This is a genomic window from Paraburkholderia tropica (assembly GCF_914484835.1).
Lineage (GTDB): Bacteria > Pseudomonadota > Gammaproteobacteria > Burkholderiales > Burkholderiaceae > Paraburkholderia > Paraburkholderia tropica_A.
This window is the reverse complement of sequence record NZ_CAJZAR010000050.1, coordinates 79,330-94,804: the sequence shown is the minus strand read 5'-3', so window position 1 is coordinate 94,804 and position 15,475 is coordinate 79,330. Positions and strand designations below refer to the sequence as shown.

Genomic DNA, 15,475 nt, shown 5'->3' with positions numbered 1-15,475 from the left:
CGCGCCCGTGAGCACGCCGATCGCCGATGGCAACGCCGTCACGCCCGCCTACTCGCGCCCCGTCACGCCGACGCAGCCCGCGCCGCAAGCGCCGCTGTCGACGAGCGTGCTGGAGACGCTGCGCTCGATCGAGGAGAACGCCGCGCGCTGGACCTCGCTCGCGGGCGCAAGCCTCGCGCGACGCAATCAGTCCGACGATGAAACGGCGGGCGTTGCTGACGCGATGCAGGCCGCGCCCTACCCAGCCGTTGAAGCGGTTGAGCTTGCGCCTCAAGCGCTGATGGTCGATCGAACCGCCGAACCGGCTGAGATGATCGAGACGGTCGAGCGGGAAGTCGAGCCCGCCGCCGCGCCGGTTACGATCGATTCGATCGACGATCCGCTCGAAGCCGTCGAAGCCGAATCGCACCACGCCGCCGAAGACGAAGCGCGCGCGCAGTTCCCGCTCGCCGCGCCGCAAATCGCAGTCGCCGGGGCAACGCCGGTGGACGAAGCCGCTGACGAGGCGCACCACGCCGGGTCCGCAGGCGACGACACCCTGCCGTCATTCCTCGTCGATGACGACTACGCCCACGACGACGAAGCGATCGCCTTGCCGACCTTCGTCGCGCCCGCGTCGCACACCGAAGTCAGCAGCGACGCCTTCCATACGCAGTACGTCGAAGCCGGGCACGCGGACACCGCCGTAGCGGAACCGCAGGCGGACGCAACGGTTCCTGCCGTCGCCGCCGAAACGCCCGCCGAAAGCGCGACGCACGCATCCGCATCGACGGTCTGGCCGACGTTCGACAACGGCATGCCCTGGGTCATGCTCGACGACGAACCGGAAGCCGAAGCGCAGCCCGAAGCCGTGATTCACGAAACCGCGACTCACGAAGCCGCGACGCCGACCGAGACGCCCGCCGCCGCCGAATCGGCAAGCGAGCCGTTCGACAGCGAAACCGACAGCGTCATGCACTTCCCGCGCCTCGCGCCGGAAGCCGTGCAAGTAGCCACGCATACGCCGGTGATTGAGCAAACGGTCGAAGCACAGCCCGCCGACGATGAGGTTTACGCGGCAACGCATGACGTCGCGACGGAAGAACCCATCGCGCTGCAAGCGGCCCATGACGTTGCGCACGCAACCAACACGCTTGCGCCCGCCGACGCGTTCGCGCAATCGTTCGCGGCAGCATTGGCGCGTTTCGTTGAACCGGCTGATGAAGAAGCGAACGCCGTCGATCAACCCATCGATCAAGTCGCTGAACCGGTTACCGAAACGCCAGCCGCCGCAATCCCGGACGCCGAGCCCGTCTCGCACGTGAGCAACGAGCCCGCATCCGAAGCCGTAGCCGAAGTCGCGTCCAAAGTCACATCCGAAGCCGCACCCGAGGTTGAAGCACTGACGCCGATCGTCGCCGCAAGCGAAGCCGTGGCCGAACCGGCTGCATTCGCGCCGCTGGTCGAGCCGATCCATCTGCCCGAACCGGCACCTGCACCCGCGCCCGCGCCGATCCCGGAGTTCGCGGCAGCACCCGCGCCATTCGCCGAAATCCCGCCGTGGGAAGCCGCGCCGCTGATGTTCGCGCCGGAGCCGCCTGCGCCGTTCATGCCGACGCTCGACGTCGCGCCGCCTGCGCCGTGGTCGCCCGCCGCACCGACGCCTGCGCCCGCACCAGCGCCAGTGCCAGCTGCCGCCCCGCCCGCCGCCCCCGCCCCCGCAGCCGCAACGCCTGCGGCCCAGGAACCCGCCGCGCGCCAGCCCGTGCGCGGCCACGCGGCGACGGCGTTCGAATTCCAGCCGCTCTCCGCGTCGTCGGTCGACTTGCCCGGCTTCGACCTGCTCGAACGCTCGTCGACCGAAATCGAATACGTCTCCGAAGAAAAGCTCGCCGAAACCAGCCAGCTCATCGAGCAGCGCCTGCAGGAATTCAAGGTGCCGGTGACCGTGGTCGGCGCATCGGCGGGCCCGGTCATCACGCGCTTCGAAGTCGAGCCCGCGCTCGGCGTGCGCGGCAGCCAGATCGTCGGGCTGATGAAGGATCTGTCGCGCGGCCTCGGCCTCACGTCGATCCGCGTGGTCGAGACGATCCCCGGCAAGACCTGCATGGGCCTCGAACTGCCGAACGCGAAGCGCCAGATGATCCGCCTCTCGGAGATCCTCGAATCGACGCCTTATCAGCGCTCGCAGTCGAAGCTCACGATCGCGCTGGGCAAGGACATCATCGGCCTGCCGGTCGTCACCGATCTCGCCAAGGCGCCGCACATGCTCGTCGCGGGCACGACCGGTTCGGGCAAGTCGGTCGCGATCAACGCGATGATCCTCTCGCTGCTCTACAAGGCGACGCCCGAGGACGTGCGGCTCATCATGATCGACCCGAAGATGCTGGAACTGTCGGTCTACGAAGGCATTCCGCACCTGCTCGCGCCGGTCGTGACCGACATGAAGCTCGCGGCCAACGCGCTGAACTGGTGTGTCGGCGAGATGGAGAAGCGCTATCGCCTGATGTCGGCCGTGGGCGTGCGCAATCTCGCGGGCTTCAACCAGAAGATCCGCGACGCCGCGGCGCACGAGAAGAAGATCGGCAATCCGTTCTCGCTCACGCCCGAAGCGCCCGAGCCGCTTTCGCCGCTGCCGATGATCGTCGTGGTGATCGACGAGCTCGCCGACCTCATGATGGTCGCGGGCAAGAAGATCGAAGAACTGATCGCGCGTCTCGCGCAAAAGGCGCGCGCGGCGGGCATCCATTTGATTCTCGCGACGCAGCGTCCGTCGGTGGACGTCATCACGGGTCTCATCAAGGCGAACATTCCGACGCGAGTGGCGTTCCAGGTGTCGTCGAAGATCGACTCGCGCACGATTCTCGACCAGATGGGCGCGGAATCGCTGCTCGGCCAGGGCGACATGCTGTTCCTGCCGCCCGGCACCGGCTATCCGCAGCGCGTGCACGGCGCGTTCGTCGCCGACGAGGAAGTGCATGCGGTGGTCGAGTATCTGAAGCAGTTCGGCGAACCCGAGTACGTCGAGGGCATTCTCGACGGCCCGACCAGCGAAGGCGCGCCGCAGGACCTGTTCGGCGAGTCGCCCGAGGCGGAAGCCGATCCGCTCTACGACGAAGCCGTCTCGTTCGTCGTGCGCACGCGTCGCGCGTCGATCTCGTCGGTGCAGCGTCAATTGCGCATCGGCTACAACCGCGCCGCGCGCCTCGTCGAGCAGATGGAAGCCGCCGGTCTCGTCTCGCCGATGGGCATCAACGGCAGCCGCGAAGTGCTCGTGCCGGGTCAGGCCGAATGAGCGCGAGGTAAGCTCGAGGTAAGCGCACCGCCGCCGTCGTCGCCGCCAAACAAAAACGCCGCGTGGATCAGCTCCACGCGGCGTTTTTTTATCGCGAGCCGACCGGGGCCGGCTCATGACGTCAAGGCGTCAAGGCGTCAAGGCGTCACGAACTTGAAGTCGACCGGCGAACCGATCTCGATCTTCTTCGGGTTCGCTTCGAGCAGACCCGTTTCCTGATCGCGGCGGAACACGTAGGCCGTGTCGCTGTTCTGGTTGCCGACGATCAGCCACTGGCCGCTCGGATCGATCGCGAACTCGCGCGGCGACTTGCCGAGGCTCGCCTGACGGCCGACGCGCTTGAGCTTGCCGCTCGTCTGATCGACGGCGAAGATCGAGATGTCGTTGGCGTCGCCGCGATTCGACACGTAGAGGAACTTGCCGTCCGGCGACAGATGCAGCGCCGCCGCGCCCACCGCGCCCTTGAAGCCCGGTTCGGCGAGCGTCTCGACCTGTTCGAGCTTCAGGCGGCCGTCTTCGTAGTTGAACACGCTGACGGTGCCCGCGAGTTCGCTCGTCAGGTACGCGTGGCGGCCGTCGTTGCCGAACACGAGGTGACGCGGGCCGGTGCCGGCCTTCACGCCGGTGTAGCGCCATTCGGCCGGGCTCACGAGACCGCGCGAGCCGTCCGGCGTGTAGCGGTAGGTCCAGAGCTTGTCGGTGCCGAGATCCTGCGTGAACAGGTAGTGGCCGTCCGGCGAGAACACGGTCGAGTGGACGTGCGCGTTGTCCTGGCGGCCCTTCACCGGACCGCCGCCTTCGTGATGCACGGTCAGCACCGACTGGCCGAGCTTGCCGTCCTGCTCGACCGGCAGCACGGCGAAGCTGCCGCCCGGATCGGCGGCCACCGAATAGTTGGCGACGAACAGATACTTGCCGTCCGGCGAGAGGCTCAGATAGCACGGGTCGTTGCCCTGCGCCGAGACCTTGTCGAGGAACGTGAGCTGGCCGCTCGCGGCGTCGAAGCCGAACGCGCTGACGTCGCCGCGCGTGGTGGCCGGGCCGTTGTCGCCGGGCAGTTCGTTGACGGCGTAGACGTAGCGCTTGTCCTTGCTGACCACGAGATACGACGGGTTCACCGTCTTCGCGACGCTGACCTGCTGCGCGTCGCCGGTCTTCGAATCGAAGCGATAGACGTAGAGACCTTCGCTCTTGCCGCCCGTATAGGTGCCGACGATCAGATCGTAGACGCCGTTGCCGGCGGCCTGGGCGCCCGCGCTGCCCTGCGCGAACGCGGTCGTGGCGGCAGCGACACCGGCCATGATGGCGATGCCCTTGATGATCTGACGAATGACGCCGCGCGACGGGTTACGCGATTGCGCACGGGATTGCGCACGCGCGGGCACGCCGATTGCGGCTGCGTGGTCCTGAAACATGTCGACCTCCTTTCTTCTTGTCGAAACTGGATGATGCAAATCGGCAGCGCGCGGCGCGTAACGGCCATGCCCCGTAAAGCGGCGCGCGAGCACGAATGTTATGAGGGTTAGACCAGTATAAGTGAGGATGCGCGCGCCTGATGGCCAGAAGCCCACCCAGACGCCCGTTCGCGCCCACCCAGGAGTGAATATGAACATCCATGTCGCCATCGGCCCGCTCGTCGCGCTCATCGCCGGCATCCTGATTCTCGCCGTGCCGCGCCTGCTCAACTACATCGTTGCGCTCTACCTCATCATCATCGGGATCATCGGGCTGTTCGGCACGAACGGGCATTTCTGACGCCAGGCCCGGCGTCCCCCGACGTTCCCGAGCACTTCCCGCATCAGCTTGTTGCGCCCCATGCGCGTCGAAACGCGTTGCGCGAGCGGCCCTGCACCCACTAATCTTGTGCGTGCATGCGCCGTATCGATTGTTTCGCCCGTTTGTTTCGCTCGTTTGTTCGCGTGTTTTTCACGTGTTGATTCGCGTAACGCTGTCAATCTGCTTACCATGCCCGCACTCATCGAAGACTATGCATTGATCGGCGACGGCCACACGGCCGCGCTCGTGTCCCGCGAGGGTTCCATCGACTGGCTGTGCTGGCCGCGCTTCGACTCCGGCGCGTGCTTCGCCGCGCTGCTGGGCACCGAAGCCAACGGCCGCTGGCTGCTCTCGCCCGCGCCCGCCGCCGACGGCTCGCGCGCCGACATCAAGATCACGCGCCGTTATCGCGGCGACACGCTGATCCTCGAAACCGATTTCGAAACGCCCGAAGGCGCCGTTACGCTGATCGACTTCATGCCGCCCGGCAACGGCTGGAGCGAGCTCGTGCGCATCGTCGTGGGCCGGCGCGGCACCGTGCGCATGCGCTGCGAACTGGTGATGCGCTTCGACTACGGCTTTTCGGTGCCGTGGGTGAGCCGGCTCACCTACGAGAGCGGCATCAAGGCCACGGTCGGCCCGGACACCATCGTGCTGCGCACGCCCGTCGATCTGCAGGGCGAAAACATGCACACGGTCGCGGACTTCGAGGTCAAGGAAGGCGAGCGCGTGCCGTTCTCGATGGCCTACGCGGCCTCGCATCTGCGTCTGCCGCCGCCGCGCGATCCGTTCACGGCGCTCGCGCGCACCGAAAACTTCTGGGCCGAATGGGCCGCGCGCAGCACCGTCGAAGGCCGCTGGGCCGCGCCGATCCGCCGCTCGCTCATCACGCTCAAGGCGCTTGCTTACGAGCCCACGGGCGGCATCGTCGCCGCGCCCACGACCTCGCTGCCCGAGCAGCTCGGCGGCACGCGCAACTGGGACTATCGCTACTGCTGGCTGCGCGACGCCACCATCACGCTGCTCGCCATGATGCGCGGCGGCTACTACGACGAAGCGCGCGCCTGGCGCGCCTGGCTTGGCCGCGTGATGGCCGGCTCGCCTTCGCAATTGCAGATCATGTACGGCCTCGCGGGCGAGCGCCGCCTGCCCGAGTTCGAACTCGACTGGCTGCCCGGCTATGAAGGCGCGAAGCCGGTGCGCGTGGGCAACAACGCGGTCGGGCAATTGCAGCTCGACGTCTACGGCGAAGTGATGAACGCGCTGCATCTCGCGCGCGTGGGCGGCCTGCAAGCCGACGAAACCGCGTGGTCGATCCAGTGCGCGATGCTCGAACATCTGGAAACGATCTGGACCGAGCCCGACGAAGGCATCTGGGAAACGCGCGGCGGCCGCCAGCATTTCACTTTCTCGAAGGTCATGGCGTGGGTGGCGTTCGATCGCTGCGTGCGCTCGGCGGAGCAATTCGATCTGCCCGGCCCGGTCGATCACTGGCGCGAGATGCGCGACACGATCCACGCGACCATCTGCGAGCGCAGCTTCAACACGGAGCTGAACTCCTTCACGCAGATCTACGGCGGCACCGACCTCGACGCGAGCCTTCTGCTGATGCCGCTGGTCGGCTTCCTGCCCGCGAAGGATCCGCGCATCGCGGGCACCGTCAAGGCGATCGAGCGCGACCTGATGTGCGAAGGCTTCGTGATGCGCTACCGCACCACCGAATTCAACGACGGCCTGCCGCCCGGCGAAGGCACCTTCCTCGCGTGCAGCTTCTGGATGGTCGACAACCTCGCGCTCCAGGGCCGCATGGACGACGCCCGCAAGATGTACGAAAGACTGCTCGCGCTCGCCAACGACGTCGGCCTGCTCGCCGAGGAATACGATCCGATTGCCGGCCGACTTGTGGGAAATTTCCCACAAGCCTTCTCGCATGTGGCGCTCGTGCACACGGGCCTGAATCTGATGCGGCACGAGCAGCAAATGGCCAGCGAAACGGGCCATCCAGCCACACCGGAAACGGCCATGGAATCGGACCTCGCTGACAAATCGGCGACAACCGCTTCGTAATTGTTCGAAAGCGCCTATGAGTTTGCGCGAGGTAAGTTACACTGGGATGCTGCATTGCACAACGTTCTGGGGTCCGATATGATCGACCACGGTTTTTTAGCCCGGTTTTCTGCTCCATCGGGCGCGTGCTTTGCGGTCCTGAAAGGCCGGCCAGGCGCGCCTGCGCCGCGCGGGCCATGGAGGCGGCGTGCGTGCGCAAGCGGCGCCGAAGCCACGCATGCGCCTCAAGCGGCGCCATCCCAGGCCGATAAACAGCCTGACCGACCCACTCTCCCAGCCCGCCGCCGCCCACCCGCGCAGCGGCGCGGCGCGGAGGCGAACCACCCCTGATGCTGGAGCATCCATGCTCTACCAAATTCGTGAATACCAGCGTGCCCTGCTGAGCCCGCTTACCGCGTGGGCCCAGGCGGCGTCCAAGTCGTTTTCGAACCCGTCGAGCCCGTTCTCGCTGATCCCGGGCGCCACGCGCCTCGCGGCCGGCTACGAGCTGCTGTACCGCCTCGGCAAGGATTACGAGAAGCCCGAATTCGACATCCGCCAGATCGAGAAAGACGGTTTTCACATTCCGATCGTCGAGCAGACCATCGTCGAAAAGCCGTTCTGCCGCCTGCTGCGCTTCAAGCGCTACGCCGACGACCCCGGCGCCGTGTCCGCGCTCAAGGACGAGCCTTCGGTGCTGGTGTGCGCGCCGCTCTCGGGCCACCACGCCACGCTGCTGCGCGATACGGTGCGCACGCTGCTGCAGGACCACAAGGTCTACATCACCGACTGGGTCGACGCGCGCATGGTGCCGCTCGAAGCCGGTCCGTTCCATCTCGACGACTACGTCGCGTACATCCAGGAATTCATCCGCCATATCGGCGCGAAGAACCTGCACGTGATGTCGGTGTGCCAGCCTACCGTGCCGGTGCTCGCGGCCATCTCGCTGATGGCGTCGCGCGGCGAGGACACGCCGCTCACCATGACGATGATGGGCGGCCCAATCGACGCGCGCCGCAGCCCCACAGCGGTCAATTCGCTCGCCACCGAACACTCGCTGGACTGGTTTGCGAACAACGTCATCCATACGGTGCCGGTCAACTATCCGGGCGAAGGGCGCGAGGTCTATCCGGGCTTCCTGCAGCACGCGGGCTTCGTGGCGATGAATCCGGGCCGCCACACCACCGCGCACTGGGACTTCTACAAGAGCCTGCTGCGCGGCGACGAAGAGGATGCCGAAGCACATCGCCGTTTCTACGACGAATACAACGCGGTGCTCGACATGGCCGCCGAGTATTACCTCGAGACCATCCAGACGGTGTTCCAGGACTTCCGCCTCGCCGAAGGCACGTGGGACGTCGCGGGCGAGCGCGTGCGGCCGCAGGATATCCGCGACACGGCGCTTTTCACGATCGAAGGCGAACTCGACGACATTTCGGGTTCCGGCCAGACGCATGCCGCGCACGATCTCTGCACGAACATCCCCGAGCCGAACCGGCATCGCCTAACGGCGGAAAAGTGCGGCCACTACGGCATTTTCTCGGGCCGCCGCTGGCGCACCATCATTTATCCGCAGTTGCGCGAGTTCTTCCGCCAGTATCAGCAGACGAAACAGCGCAGCAAGGAAAGCGCGGTCGTCTGAGTCCGCGTCCAGGTCCGCATCCGACTCCGGGGCTGACCCGCCTCACGCGCATGCGAAAACGCCGCGCCGGTTCTTCAACCGGCGCGGCGTTTTTTTACGTCGGCGTCATTTGCGCATCAGGAACGCGAGCAGCATCTCGGTGTTGAGCTTGATGACCTCGGCGCGCTCGCTGGGCGTGCTGAAGTCGCGGCCCATCGTCGCGCTGATGGTGTAGCGGTTCGAGACGATGTAGTAGCCCATGCCCGAGAGCGTCACGTACAGACGCAGCGGATCGATGTCGGAGCGGAACAGGCCGGCGGCCTCGCCGCGCGCGAGGATCGCGCCGAGCGTGGCGACGATCGGCGACACCATCTCGTGGATGCGCGTGGACTTCTGCATGTAGCGCGCCTCGTGCAGGTTCTCGTTGTTCACGAGCCGCAGGAGTTCGGGATGATCGCGGTAGTAATCCCAGACGAAATGCGCGAGCCGCGTGATGGCCTCGACCGGCGCGAGTCCGGCGAGATCGAGCGCGCGCTCGGCTTCGTTCAGTGCGCCGAACGCGTGTTCGAGCACGGCGGTGAACAATTGCTCCTTGCTTCCGAAATAGTAATAGAGCATGCGCTCATTGGTTTCCGCGCGCCTCGCGATCTGGTCGACGCGTGCGCCGAACAGGCCGCCGTTCGCGAATTCTTCTGCTGCGGCGAGCAGGATGCGGCGGCGCGTGCCTTCGGGATCTCTTTTGATTTTCGGCTGATTCATGGTGGCAGGATCGCTCGATAGGCGCGCGGGTTCCCACTTCACGCTGCCGGGCCTCTCCAAACCCATGTAGCAGCAACGTGATTGCGGGGCGCGCCAGGTTAATGGACTGACACCCTTCGTTTTTCGGTCTTGCTCTCGTTATGCGACATCGCCCGGACCCTCGCCTGACGATGCGTCGTGAAGCACTCCTCTATGCCTGCCTCGAATCGCGCGCGCCCGCCTGGCCGGACCTTGCCGGATACCGGCGCAACACCCGCGCGGCCGCTGACGATTCGAATTAAGCACTTTGATTATGGCACATGCCCTGCCGATGGCAATGCGGGAAATCGGCGATAATGCGGGCTTTGGCGCCGCGCGCGCGTGCCTCGCCAGACGGCCTTGCCGTCTCGCTGGCCAACATCGCGCCGCCGCCCGGCCCCCCCGATCCCCCCCGGGCCCGCCCAGAAGTCGCGACCGTGAACGAACCGAAAACACTCGCAGATCGCATCGAAGATCTGCTGCCCCAGACGCAATGCACGAAGTGCGGCTACGACGGCTGCCGGCCCTACGCCGAAGCCGTCGCAGCCGGCACCGCCAATTACAACCAGTGCCCCCCCGGCGGCGCCGAGGGCGTCGAACGCCTCGCGACGCTGCTGGGCAAGCCCGTTATTCCGATCAATCCGGTCAATGGCGTCGAGCGCGCGCGGCCTGTCGCGTTCATCGACGAACAGGTCTGCATCGGCTGCACGCTGTGCATGCAGGCGTGTCCGGTCGATGCGATCGTCGGCGGGCCCAAACAGATGCACACCATCGTCAAGGATCTCTGCACGGGTTGCGACCTGTGCGTGCCGCCCTGCCCGGTCGATTGCATCGCGATGATTCCGGTGACGGGCGACGCCACCGGCTGGGACGCCTGGACGCAACAGCAGGCCGATGACGCGCGCCTGCGCCACGACCGCCGCCAGGCGCGCCTCGCCGCCGAGCGCGACGCCGCCGAAGCGCGCGCTGCGGCCCGCCGCGCGGCTGCCGCCGCCGCACCCGCGTCAGGCGCGCAGGAGGCACAACGCGCGCAGCCTGACGCCGCCACCGCGCCCGCCGCTGCCGCGCCGCAACCCGCGCCCGCCGACGACGCCGAAGCGAAGAAGAAGGCCATCATCCAGGCCGCGCTTGAACGCGCTCGTCAGAAGAAAGCGGAACTGTCGGCGCGCGGCGAAGGCCCGCGCAACACCGAGCAGGTCAGCGCCGACGTGCAGGCGCAGATCGACGCCGCCGAGGCGCGCCGCAAGCGTCTGGGCATCGCCGCGTCGCCGGACGGCAAGACCGGTGACGCAAGCGACGACACGAACGGCAACTCGTCCGATCAACCGTCCGGCGGCGACAAGCCCGCCTGATCCTCGCGCCCACGCCTATCCGCATGAACGCCACCAAGCGCCGCGCCATCTTCGAAACGCTGCAGAGCATCAATCCGCATCCCGAAACCGAGCTGGAGTACTCGACGCCGTTCGAACTCCTGATCGCCGTGCTGCTGTCCGCGCAGGCCACCGACGTGTCGGTGAACAAGGCCATGCGGCGGATGTTTCCGGTCGCGAACACGCCGCAGACCGTGCTCGCGCTCGGCGAGGAAGGCGTGGCCGATTACATCAAGACGATCGGCCTCTACCGCACCAAGGCGAAGAACGTGATCTCCACCTGCGAGAAGCTGATCGAGCAGTATGGCGGCGAGGTGCCGCAGACGCGCGAGGCGCTCGAAGGGCTGCCCGGCGTGGGCCGCAAGACCGCGAACGTGGTGCTCAACGTGGCGTTCGGCCAGCCGACCATCGCCGTCGATACGCATATCTTTCGGGTTGCGAACCGTACCGGCCTCGCGCCCGGCAAGGACGTGAAGGCCGTCGAGCTTGCGCTGGAGAAGTTCACGCCGAAGGAATTCCTCGTGAACGCGCATCACTGGCTGATCCTGCATGGCCGCTACGTCTGCAAGGCGCGCCGGCCGGAATGCTGGCATTGCGTGATCGAGCCGGTCTGCGAGTTCAGGCAGAAGACGCCGCCGCCCGATCTTTGATTTTCGCTCCGAGTTCCGGCCCTTGATTCGCTCCCGAGCGCCCGTGGCGCCTCCGGCAGCCCTGCGCCTGGCGGCGTAAAATCGCTCGATAGACTCCAACGACGAAGCCGGTTCGCACTGAACCGGCCTCCCCACCCGGCACCCCTCACGATGTTCAATCCCAGCCGCGACGAAGTCCGCCGCTTTTTCACCGAGACCTGGCGCAAGCAGCGCGCGGGCGAAATCCTCACGCCGCTCGAAGCGATCGCCGCCGACTGGATCGTCGAGCATCCCGAGTATCACGCGGAACTCGCCGACGCCGATCAGGCCGCCGCCCAGGACTATTCGCCCGAACGCGGGCAGAGCAACCCGTTCCTGCATCTGTCGATGCATCTGGCGATCAGCGAGCAGTTGTCGATCGATCAGCCGCCCGGCATCCGCGCGGCGCACGACCGGCTCGCGGCGCGCATGGGCTCCACGCACGACGCGCAGCACGCGATCATGGAATGTCTCGGCGAGACCATCTGGGAAGCGCAGCGCACCAACACGCCGCCCGACACCGACGCCTATCTGCAACGCATCGAACGCCGCGCCACGCGCGACTGAGCGCCACCAGACGTCGATACGCGTCGATGCACGTCGATGCGCGAAGCATCCACGAACAAAAACACCCCGTTCGAACCGCCAACGCGGCCCGAACGGGGTGTTTTTGCTTTGATCGCGCGGTCGCCGGCGCTTACTTCTTCTCGACCAGATCGCCCTTCAGCGATTCGATATACGCGGCCAGATCCTTCATGTCACTCTGCGACAGGCTCTGCACCTGCGCCTGCATGATCGGATTGTTGCGGCCCAGATGCGGGTTGTTGCCGCCCATCTGGTACTGGCGCAGCGCCCAGTAGATGTAATCGGCATGCTGGCCCGCGAGCTTCGGATACTCCGGGCTCACCGGCTTGTTGAGGTTTTCGCCGTGGCAGGCGGCGCAGTTGTGGCTCTCGGAGAGCACCTTGCCTTTGGCGGCGTCGGCGGCCTGCGCGGGCAGCGCGACGAGCGTGAAGGCCAGTGCCGATGCGGCGGCAACGATCGCGGCGGCCGGCGCATACGCGCGGCGGCGGGCATGCGCGGGCGCGGCCATGCGGGACATGTTCATGGTTTTTCCTCTCAGTCGCGTGCCGGTTACTTCTCGGGATTGTTCTTCGAGGCGGGCGTCTGCGACGAGTAATACGCCGCGATATCCGCAATATCCTGATCGCTGAGCGACACCGCAATGGCGTGCATGGTCTCGAAGTGACGGTCGCCTTTCTTGTAGCCGTGCAGGGCGTTGGCGATGTACTGGGCGTTCTGGCCGCCCAGGATGGGCACGTGGTAGACCTCGGGATAGGCCGTGCGATAGTCGGGAATACCATGACAGCCGATACACATCGCCACCTTGTCCTGCCCTGCCTTCGCGTTGCCCACGACATCCGCGTGTGCCGTGGCCGCGAAGCCCGCCAGCACGGTCAATGCTCCGAACATGACGTGCTTGCCGACAATTTTTTTCATAGCATCCAACCTGGCTTGAGGGGATTCGAACGCCCGAACCGCAGGCCACGGCCTGCGCCGCATTACTGCTGTTTTACTTTTGGGGGTCGCCGTGCAGGCCGAAAAAAATCGGTCCGAGTATACCGCGACGCCGCGCCGCACGTCCACCGGGAGTCCACCCGCCCGGCGCCCGCTCAGGCCCGCCAGACGGGGCTCGGGCGTTGTACGAGGGGCCTTCGGGCGGGTCGTGCGGGGGAACCCTGATGCGCCGGGAACGACAGTTCCGGCCACAAACAGGTGCCGCATCGGGCGGTGCCAACGATACGCGAGCCCCTTAAGGGCCAACACCCCTTCTGACTTATACTGGGATTTTTTTAGCGAGCGGTTCATCATGCGCGCCACGCGTTTCGAAGGCTCTTCGCAGTACGTCGCCACCGACGACCTCAAGCTCGCGGTCAATGCCGCGATCACCCTGAAGCGTCCGCTGCTCATCAAGGGCGAGCCGGGCACCGGCAAGACGATGCTGGCCGAGGAAGTCGCGGCCGCGCTCGACATGCCGCTCATGCAGTGGCACATCAAGTCCACCACGAAAGCGCAGCAAGGCCTCTACGAATACGACGCGGTCTCGCGCCTGCGCGATTCGCAGCTCGGCGACGAGCGCGTGAAGGACATCCGCAACTACATCGTCAAGGGCGTGCTGTGGCAGGCGTTCGAGTCGGAGCAGCCGAGCGTGCTGCTGATCGACGAGATCGACAAGGCCGACATCGAATTCCCGAACGACCTGCTGCGCGAACTCGACCGCATGGAGTTCTATGTCTACGAGACGCGCGAACTGATCAAGGCGAAGCAGCGCCCGCTCGTCATCATCACGTCGAACAACGAGAAGGAACTGCCCGACGCTTTCCTGCGCCGCTGCTTCTTCCACTACATCAGCTTTCCCGATCCGGCCACGATGCAGCGCATCGTCGAAGTGCACTATCCGGGCATCCGCAAGGAACTGCTGAACGCGGCGATGGAAAGCTTCTTCGAACTGCGCAACGTCGCGGGCCTGAAGAAGAAGCCGTCCACGTCGGAACTGCTCGACTGGCTCAAGCTGCTGCTCGCCGAAGAAGTCCCGCCCGCCGCGCTGCGCGCCGCCGACGGCTCGAAGACGATGCCGCCGCTCGCGGGCGCGCTGCTCAAGAACGAACAGGACATGACGCTGTTCGAGCGGCTCATCTACATGAACCGCCACAACCGCTAAGGCGCGGCGAGCACGCAAAAAAGCACGCACGAAGCACGGAGAATCCGCATGCTGATCGACTTCTTCTACACGCTGCGCGACGCGAAGCTGCCGGTCTCCGTCAAGGAGTACCTCACGCTCGTGGAAGCACTCAAGGAGCGCGTGATCGCGCCGTCGCTCGACGACTTCTACTTTCTCGCGCGCATGACGCTCGTGAAGGACGAGCAGTATTTCGACCGCTTCGATCAGGCCTTCGGCGCGTATTTCCGCGGCATCGAGAAGAAGTCGGCGCAGGCGTTCGAGATTCCCGAGGACTGGCTCAAGAAGCGGCTCGAACGCGACTTCACGCCCGAGCAGCGCGCGCAGATCGAGGCGATGGGCGGACTCGACAAGCTCCTGGAGCGCCTGAAGCAACTGTTCGACGAACAGAAGGAGCGCCACGAAGGCGGCAGCAAGTGGATCGGCACGGGCGGCACCTCGCCGTTCGGCAACGGCGGCTATAACCCCGAGGGCATCCGCATCGGCGGCGAAGGCGGTCAACGCAGCGCCGTGAAGGTGTGGGACGCGCGCGCGTATCGCGACTACGACGATCAGGTGGAAATCGGCACGCGCAACATCAAGGTCGCGCTGCGCCGTCTGCGCCGCTTCGCGCGCGAAGGCGCGGCCGAAGAACTCGATCTCGGCGACACGATCCGCAGCACCGCCGCCAACGCGGGCTGGCTCGACCTCAAGATGGTGCCGGAGCGCCACAACAAGGTGAAGGTGCTGATGCTGCTAGACGTGGGCGGCTCGATGGACGATCACATCAAGCGCACCGAAGAACTCTTCTCCGCCGCGAAAGCCGAGTTCAAGCATCTGGAGTTCTACTACTTCCACAACTGCGTCTACGACTACCTGTGGAAGAACAACCGCCGCCGCCACGCGGAGCGCACGTCCACCTGGGACCTGCTGCACAAGTTCACGCCCGACTACAAGCTGATCTTCGTCGGCGACGCCACGATGAGCCCGTACGAAGTGCTGCAACCGGGCGGCTCGGTCGAGTACAACAACCCCGAAGCGGGCGCCGTCTGGCTGCGTCGTCTCGCCGACCAGTTCCCGCATTTCGCGTGGCTCAATCCCGAACCCGAGCGGCTTTGGGAATACCGGCAATCGGTGTCGGTGATCCGCGAAATTCTCGGGCATCGCATGTATCCGCTCACCGTCGCGGGGCTCGAAACCGCCATGCGCGTGCTGAGCAAATAA

At 65.9% G+C, this 15,475-nt stretch carries 13 protein-coding genes; 9 read left to right on the top strand and 4 right to left on the bottom strand.

Annotation, left to right across the window (positions count from 1 at the left end; genetic code table 11):
* A partial coding sequence (locus LDO54_RS17590; RefSeq protein WP_290371103.1) for a DNA translocase FtsK occupies window positions 1-3,274 on the top strand: 3,274 nt, incomplete at its 5' end.
* A gap of 137 nt (window positions 3,275-3,411) precedes the next feature.
* On the opposite strand, the gene LDO54_RS17585 is transcribed toward LDO54_RS17590, so the two are convergent.
* Window positions 3,412-4,689 carry a lactonase family protein gene (locus tag LDO54_RS17585; RefSeq protein ID WP_224011961.1) on the bottom strand — a complete coding sequence of 426 codons (1,278 nt, stop codon included), beginning with the start codon at window positions 4,687-4,689 and terminating at the stop codon, window positions 3,412-3,414.
* Between the two features lie 190 nt (window positions 4,690-4,879).
* On the opposite strand from LDO54_RS17585, the gene LDO54_RS17580 reads away from it, so the two are divergent.
* The 3 genes from LDO54_RS17580 (at window position 4,880) to LDO54_RS17570 (ending at window position 8,738) form a co-directional block, all read left to right on the top strand.
* Entirely contained in the window at window positions 4,880-5,029 is a 150-nt protein-coding gene (locus LDO54_RS17580) for a DUF3096 domain-containing protein (RefSeq protein ID WP_224011960.1), read from the top strand.
* Between the two features lie 210 nt (window positions 5,030-5,239).
* Window positions 5,240-7,117 carry a glycoside hydrolase family 15 protein gene (locus LDO54_RS17575; protein ID WP_224011959.1) on the top strand — a complete coding sequence of 626 codons (1,878 nt, stop codon included), beginning with the start codon at window positions 5,240-5,242 and terminating at the stop codon, window positions 7,115-7,117.
* A 343-nt stretch (window positions 7,118-7,460) separates the two neighbouring features.
* Window positions 7,461-8,738, top strand: a complete 1,278-nt coding sequence (locus tag LDO54_RS17570; RefSeq protein ID WP_224011958.1) for a polyhydroxyalkanoate depolymerase — start codon at window positions 7,461-7,463, stop codon at window positions 8,736-8,738.
* Between the two features lie 105 nt (window positions 8,739-8,843).
* On the opposite strand, the gene LDO54_RS17565 is transcribed toward LDO54_RS17570, so the two are convergent.
* The gene (locus LDO54_RS17565) at window positions 8,844-9,476 is read right to left on the bottom strand and encodes a TetR family transcriptional regulator (protein ID WP_224011957.1); all 633 of its coding nucleotides are present in this window, start codon (window positions 9,474-9,476) and stop codon (window positions 8,844-8,846) included.
* 455 nt (window positions 9,477-9,931) lie between these two features.
* Here LDO54_RS17565 and rsxB point away from each other — a divergent pair, with 455 nt between their 5' ends.
* The 3 genes from rsxB (at window position 9,932) to LDO54_RS17550 (ending at window position 12,099) form a co-directional block, all read left to right on the top strand.
* Complete coding sequence (gene rsxB, locus LDO54_RS17560; protein WP_436975611.1) at window positions 9,932-10,846, top strand: electron transport complex subunit RsxB; 915 nt, start codon at window positions 9,932-9,934, stop codon at window positions 10,844-10,846.
* Between the two features lie 23 nt (window positions 10,847-10,869).
* The gene (nth, locus tag LDO54_RS17555) at window positions 10,870-11,514 is read left to right on the top strand and encodes an endonuclease III (protein WP_224011956.1); all 645 of its coding nucleotides are present in this window, start codon (window positions 10,870-10,872) and stop codon (window positions 11,512-11,514) included.
* 150 nt (window positions 11,515-11,664) lie between these two features.
* Complete coding sequence (locus tag LDO54_RS17550) at window positions 11,665-12,099, top strand: DUF1841 family protein (RefSeq protein WP_065063655.1); 435 nt, start codon at window positions 11,665-11,667, stop codon at window positions 12,097-12,099.
* 130 nt (window positions 12,100-12,229) lie between these two features.
* On the opposite strand, the gene LDO54_RS17545 is transcribed toward LDO54_RS17550, so the two are convergent.
* Both LDO54_RS17545 and LDO54_RS17540 read right to left on the bottom strand, forming a co-directional pair.
* A complete protein-coding gene (locus LDO54_RS17545) occupies window positions 12,230-12,625 on the bottom strand; it encodes a c-type cytochrome (RefSeq protein ID WP_224011967.1) in 396 nt (131 codons plus the stop codon).
* A gap of 41 nt (window positions 12,626-12,666) precedes the next feature.
* Window positions 12,667-13,032: a c-type cytochrome gene (locus tag LDO54_RS17540; protein ID WP_224011955.1), complete on the bottom strand. Its 366-nt coding sequence runs from the start codon at window positions 13,030-13,032 to the stop codon at window positions 12,667-12,669.
* 370 nt (window positions 13,033-13,402) lie between these two features.
* Between LDO54_RS17540 and LDO54_RS17535 the strand changes: the two genes are divergently transcribed.
* Window positions 13,403-14,254: an AAA family ATPase gene (locus LDO54_RS17535; RefSeq protein WP_224011954.1), complete on the top strand. Its 852-nt coding sequence runs from the start codon at window positions 13,403-13,405 to the stop codon at window positions 14,252-14,254.
* Between the two features lie 48 nt (window positions 14,255-14,302).
* Complete coding sequence (locus tag LDO54_RS17530; RefSeq protein ID WP_224011953.1) at window positions 14,303-15,475, top strand: vWA domain-containing protein; 1,173 nt, start codon at window positions 14,303-14,305, stop codon at window positions 15,473-15,475.

Excerpts from the sequence above, each read along its gene's own strand:
- LDO54_RS17585 (WP_224011961.1), bottom strand. The coding sequence starts at position 4,689 with ATGTTTCAGGACCACGCAGCCGCAATCGGCGTGCCCGCGCGTGCGCAA.
- LDO54_RS17580 (WP_224011960.1), top strand. The coding sequence starts at position 4,880 with ATGAACATCCATGTCGCCATCGGCCCGCTCGTCGCGCTCATCGCCGGC.
- LDO54_RS17575 (WP_224011959.1), top strand. The coding sequence starts at position 5,240 with ATGCCCGCACTCATCGAAGACTATGCATTGATCGGCGACGGCCACACG.
- LDO54_RS17570 (WP_224011958.1), top strand. The coding sequence starts at position 7,461 with ATGCTCTACCAAATTCGTGAATACCAGCGTGCCCTGCTGAGCCCGCTT.
- LDO54_RS17565 (WP_224011957.1), bottom strand. The coding sequence starts at position 9,476 with ATGAATCAGCCGAAAATCAAAAGAGATCCCGAAGGCACGCGCCGCCGC.
- nth (WP_224011956.1), top strand. The coding sequence starts at position 10,870 with ATGAACGCCACCAAGCGCCGCGCCATCTTCGAAACGCTGCAGAGCATC.
- LDO54_RS17550 (WP_065063655.1), top strand. The coding sequence starts at position 11,665 with ATGTTCAATCCCAGCCGCGACGAAGTCCGCCGCTTTTTCACCGAGACC.
- LDO54_RS17545 (WP_224011967.1), bottom strand. The coding sequence starts at position 12,625 with ATGGCCGCGCCCGCGCATGCCCGCCGCCGCGCGTATGCGCCGGCCGCC.
- LDO54_RS17540 (WP_224011955.1), bottom strand. The coding sequence starts at position 13,032 with ATGAAAAAAATTGTCGGCAAGCACGTCATGTTCGGAGCATTGACCGTG.
- LDO54_RS17535 (WP_224011954.1), top strand. The coding sequence starts at position 13,403 with ATGCGCGCCACGCGTTTCGAAGGCTCTTCGCAGTACGTCGCCACCGAC.
- LDO54_RS17530 (WP_224011953.1), top strand. The coding sequence starts at position 14,303 with ATGCTGATCGACTTCTTCTACACGCTGCGCGACGCGAAGCTGCCGGTC.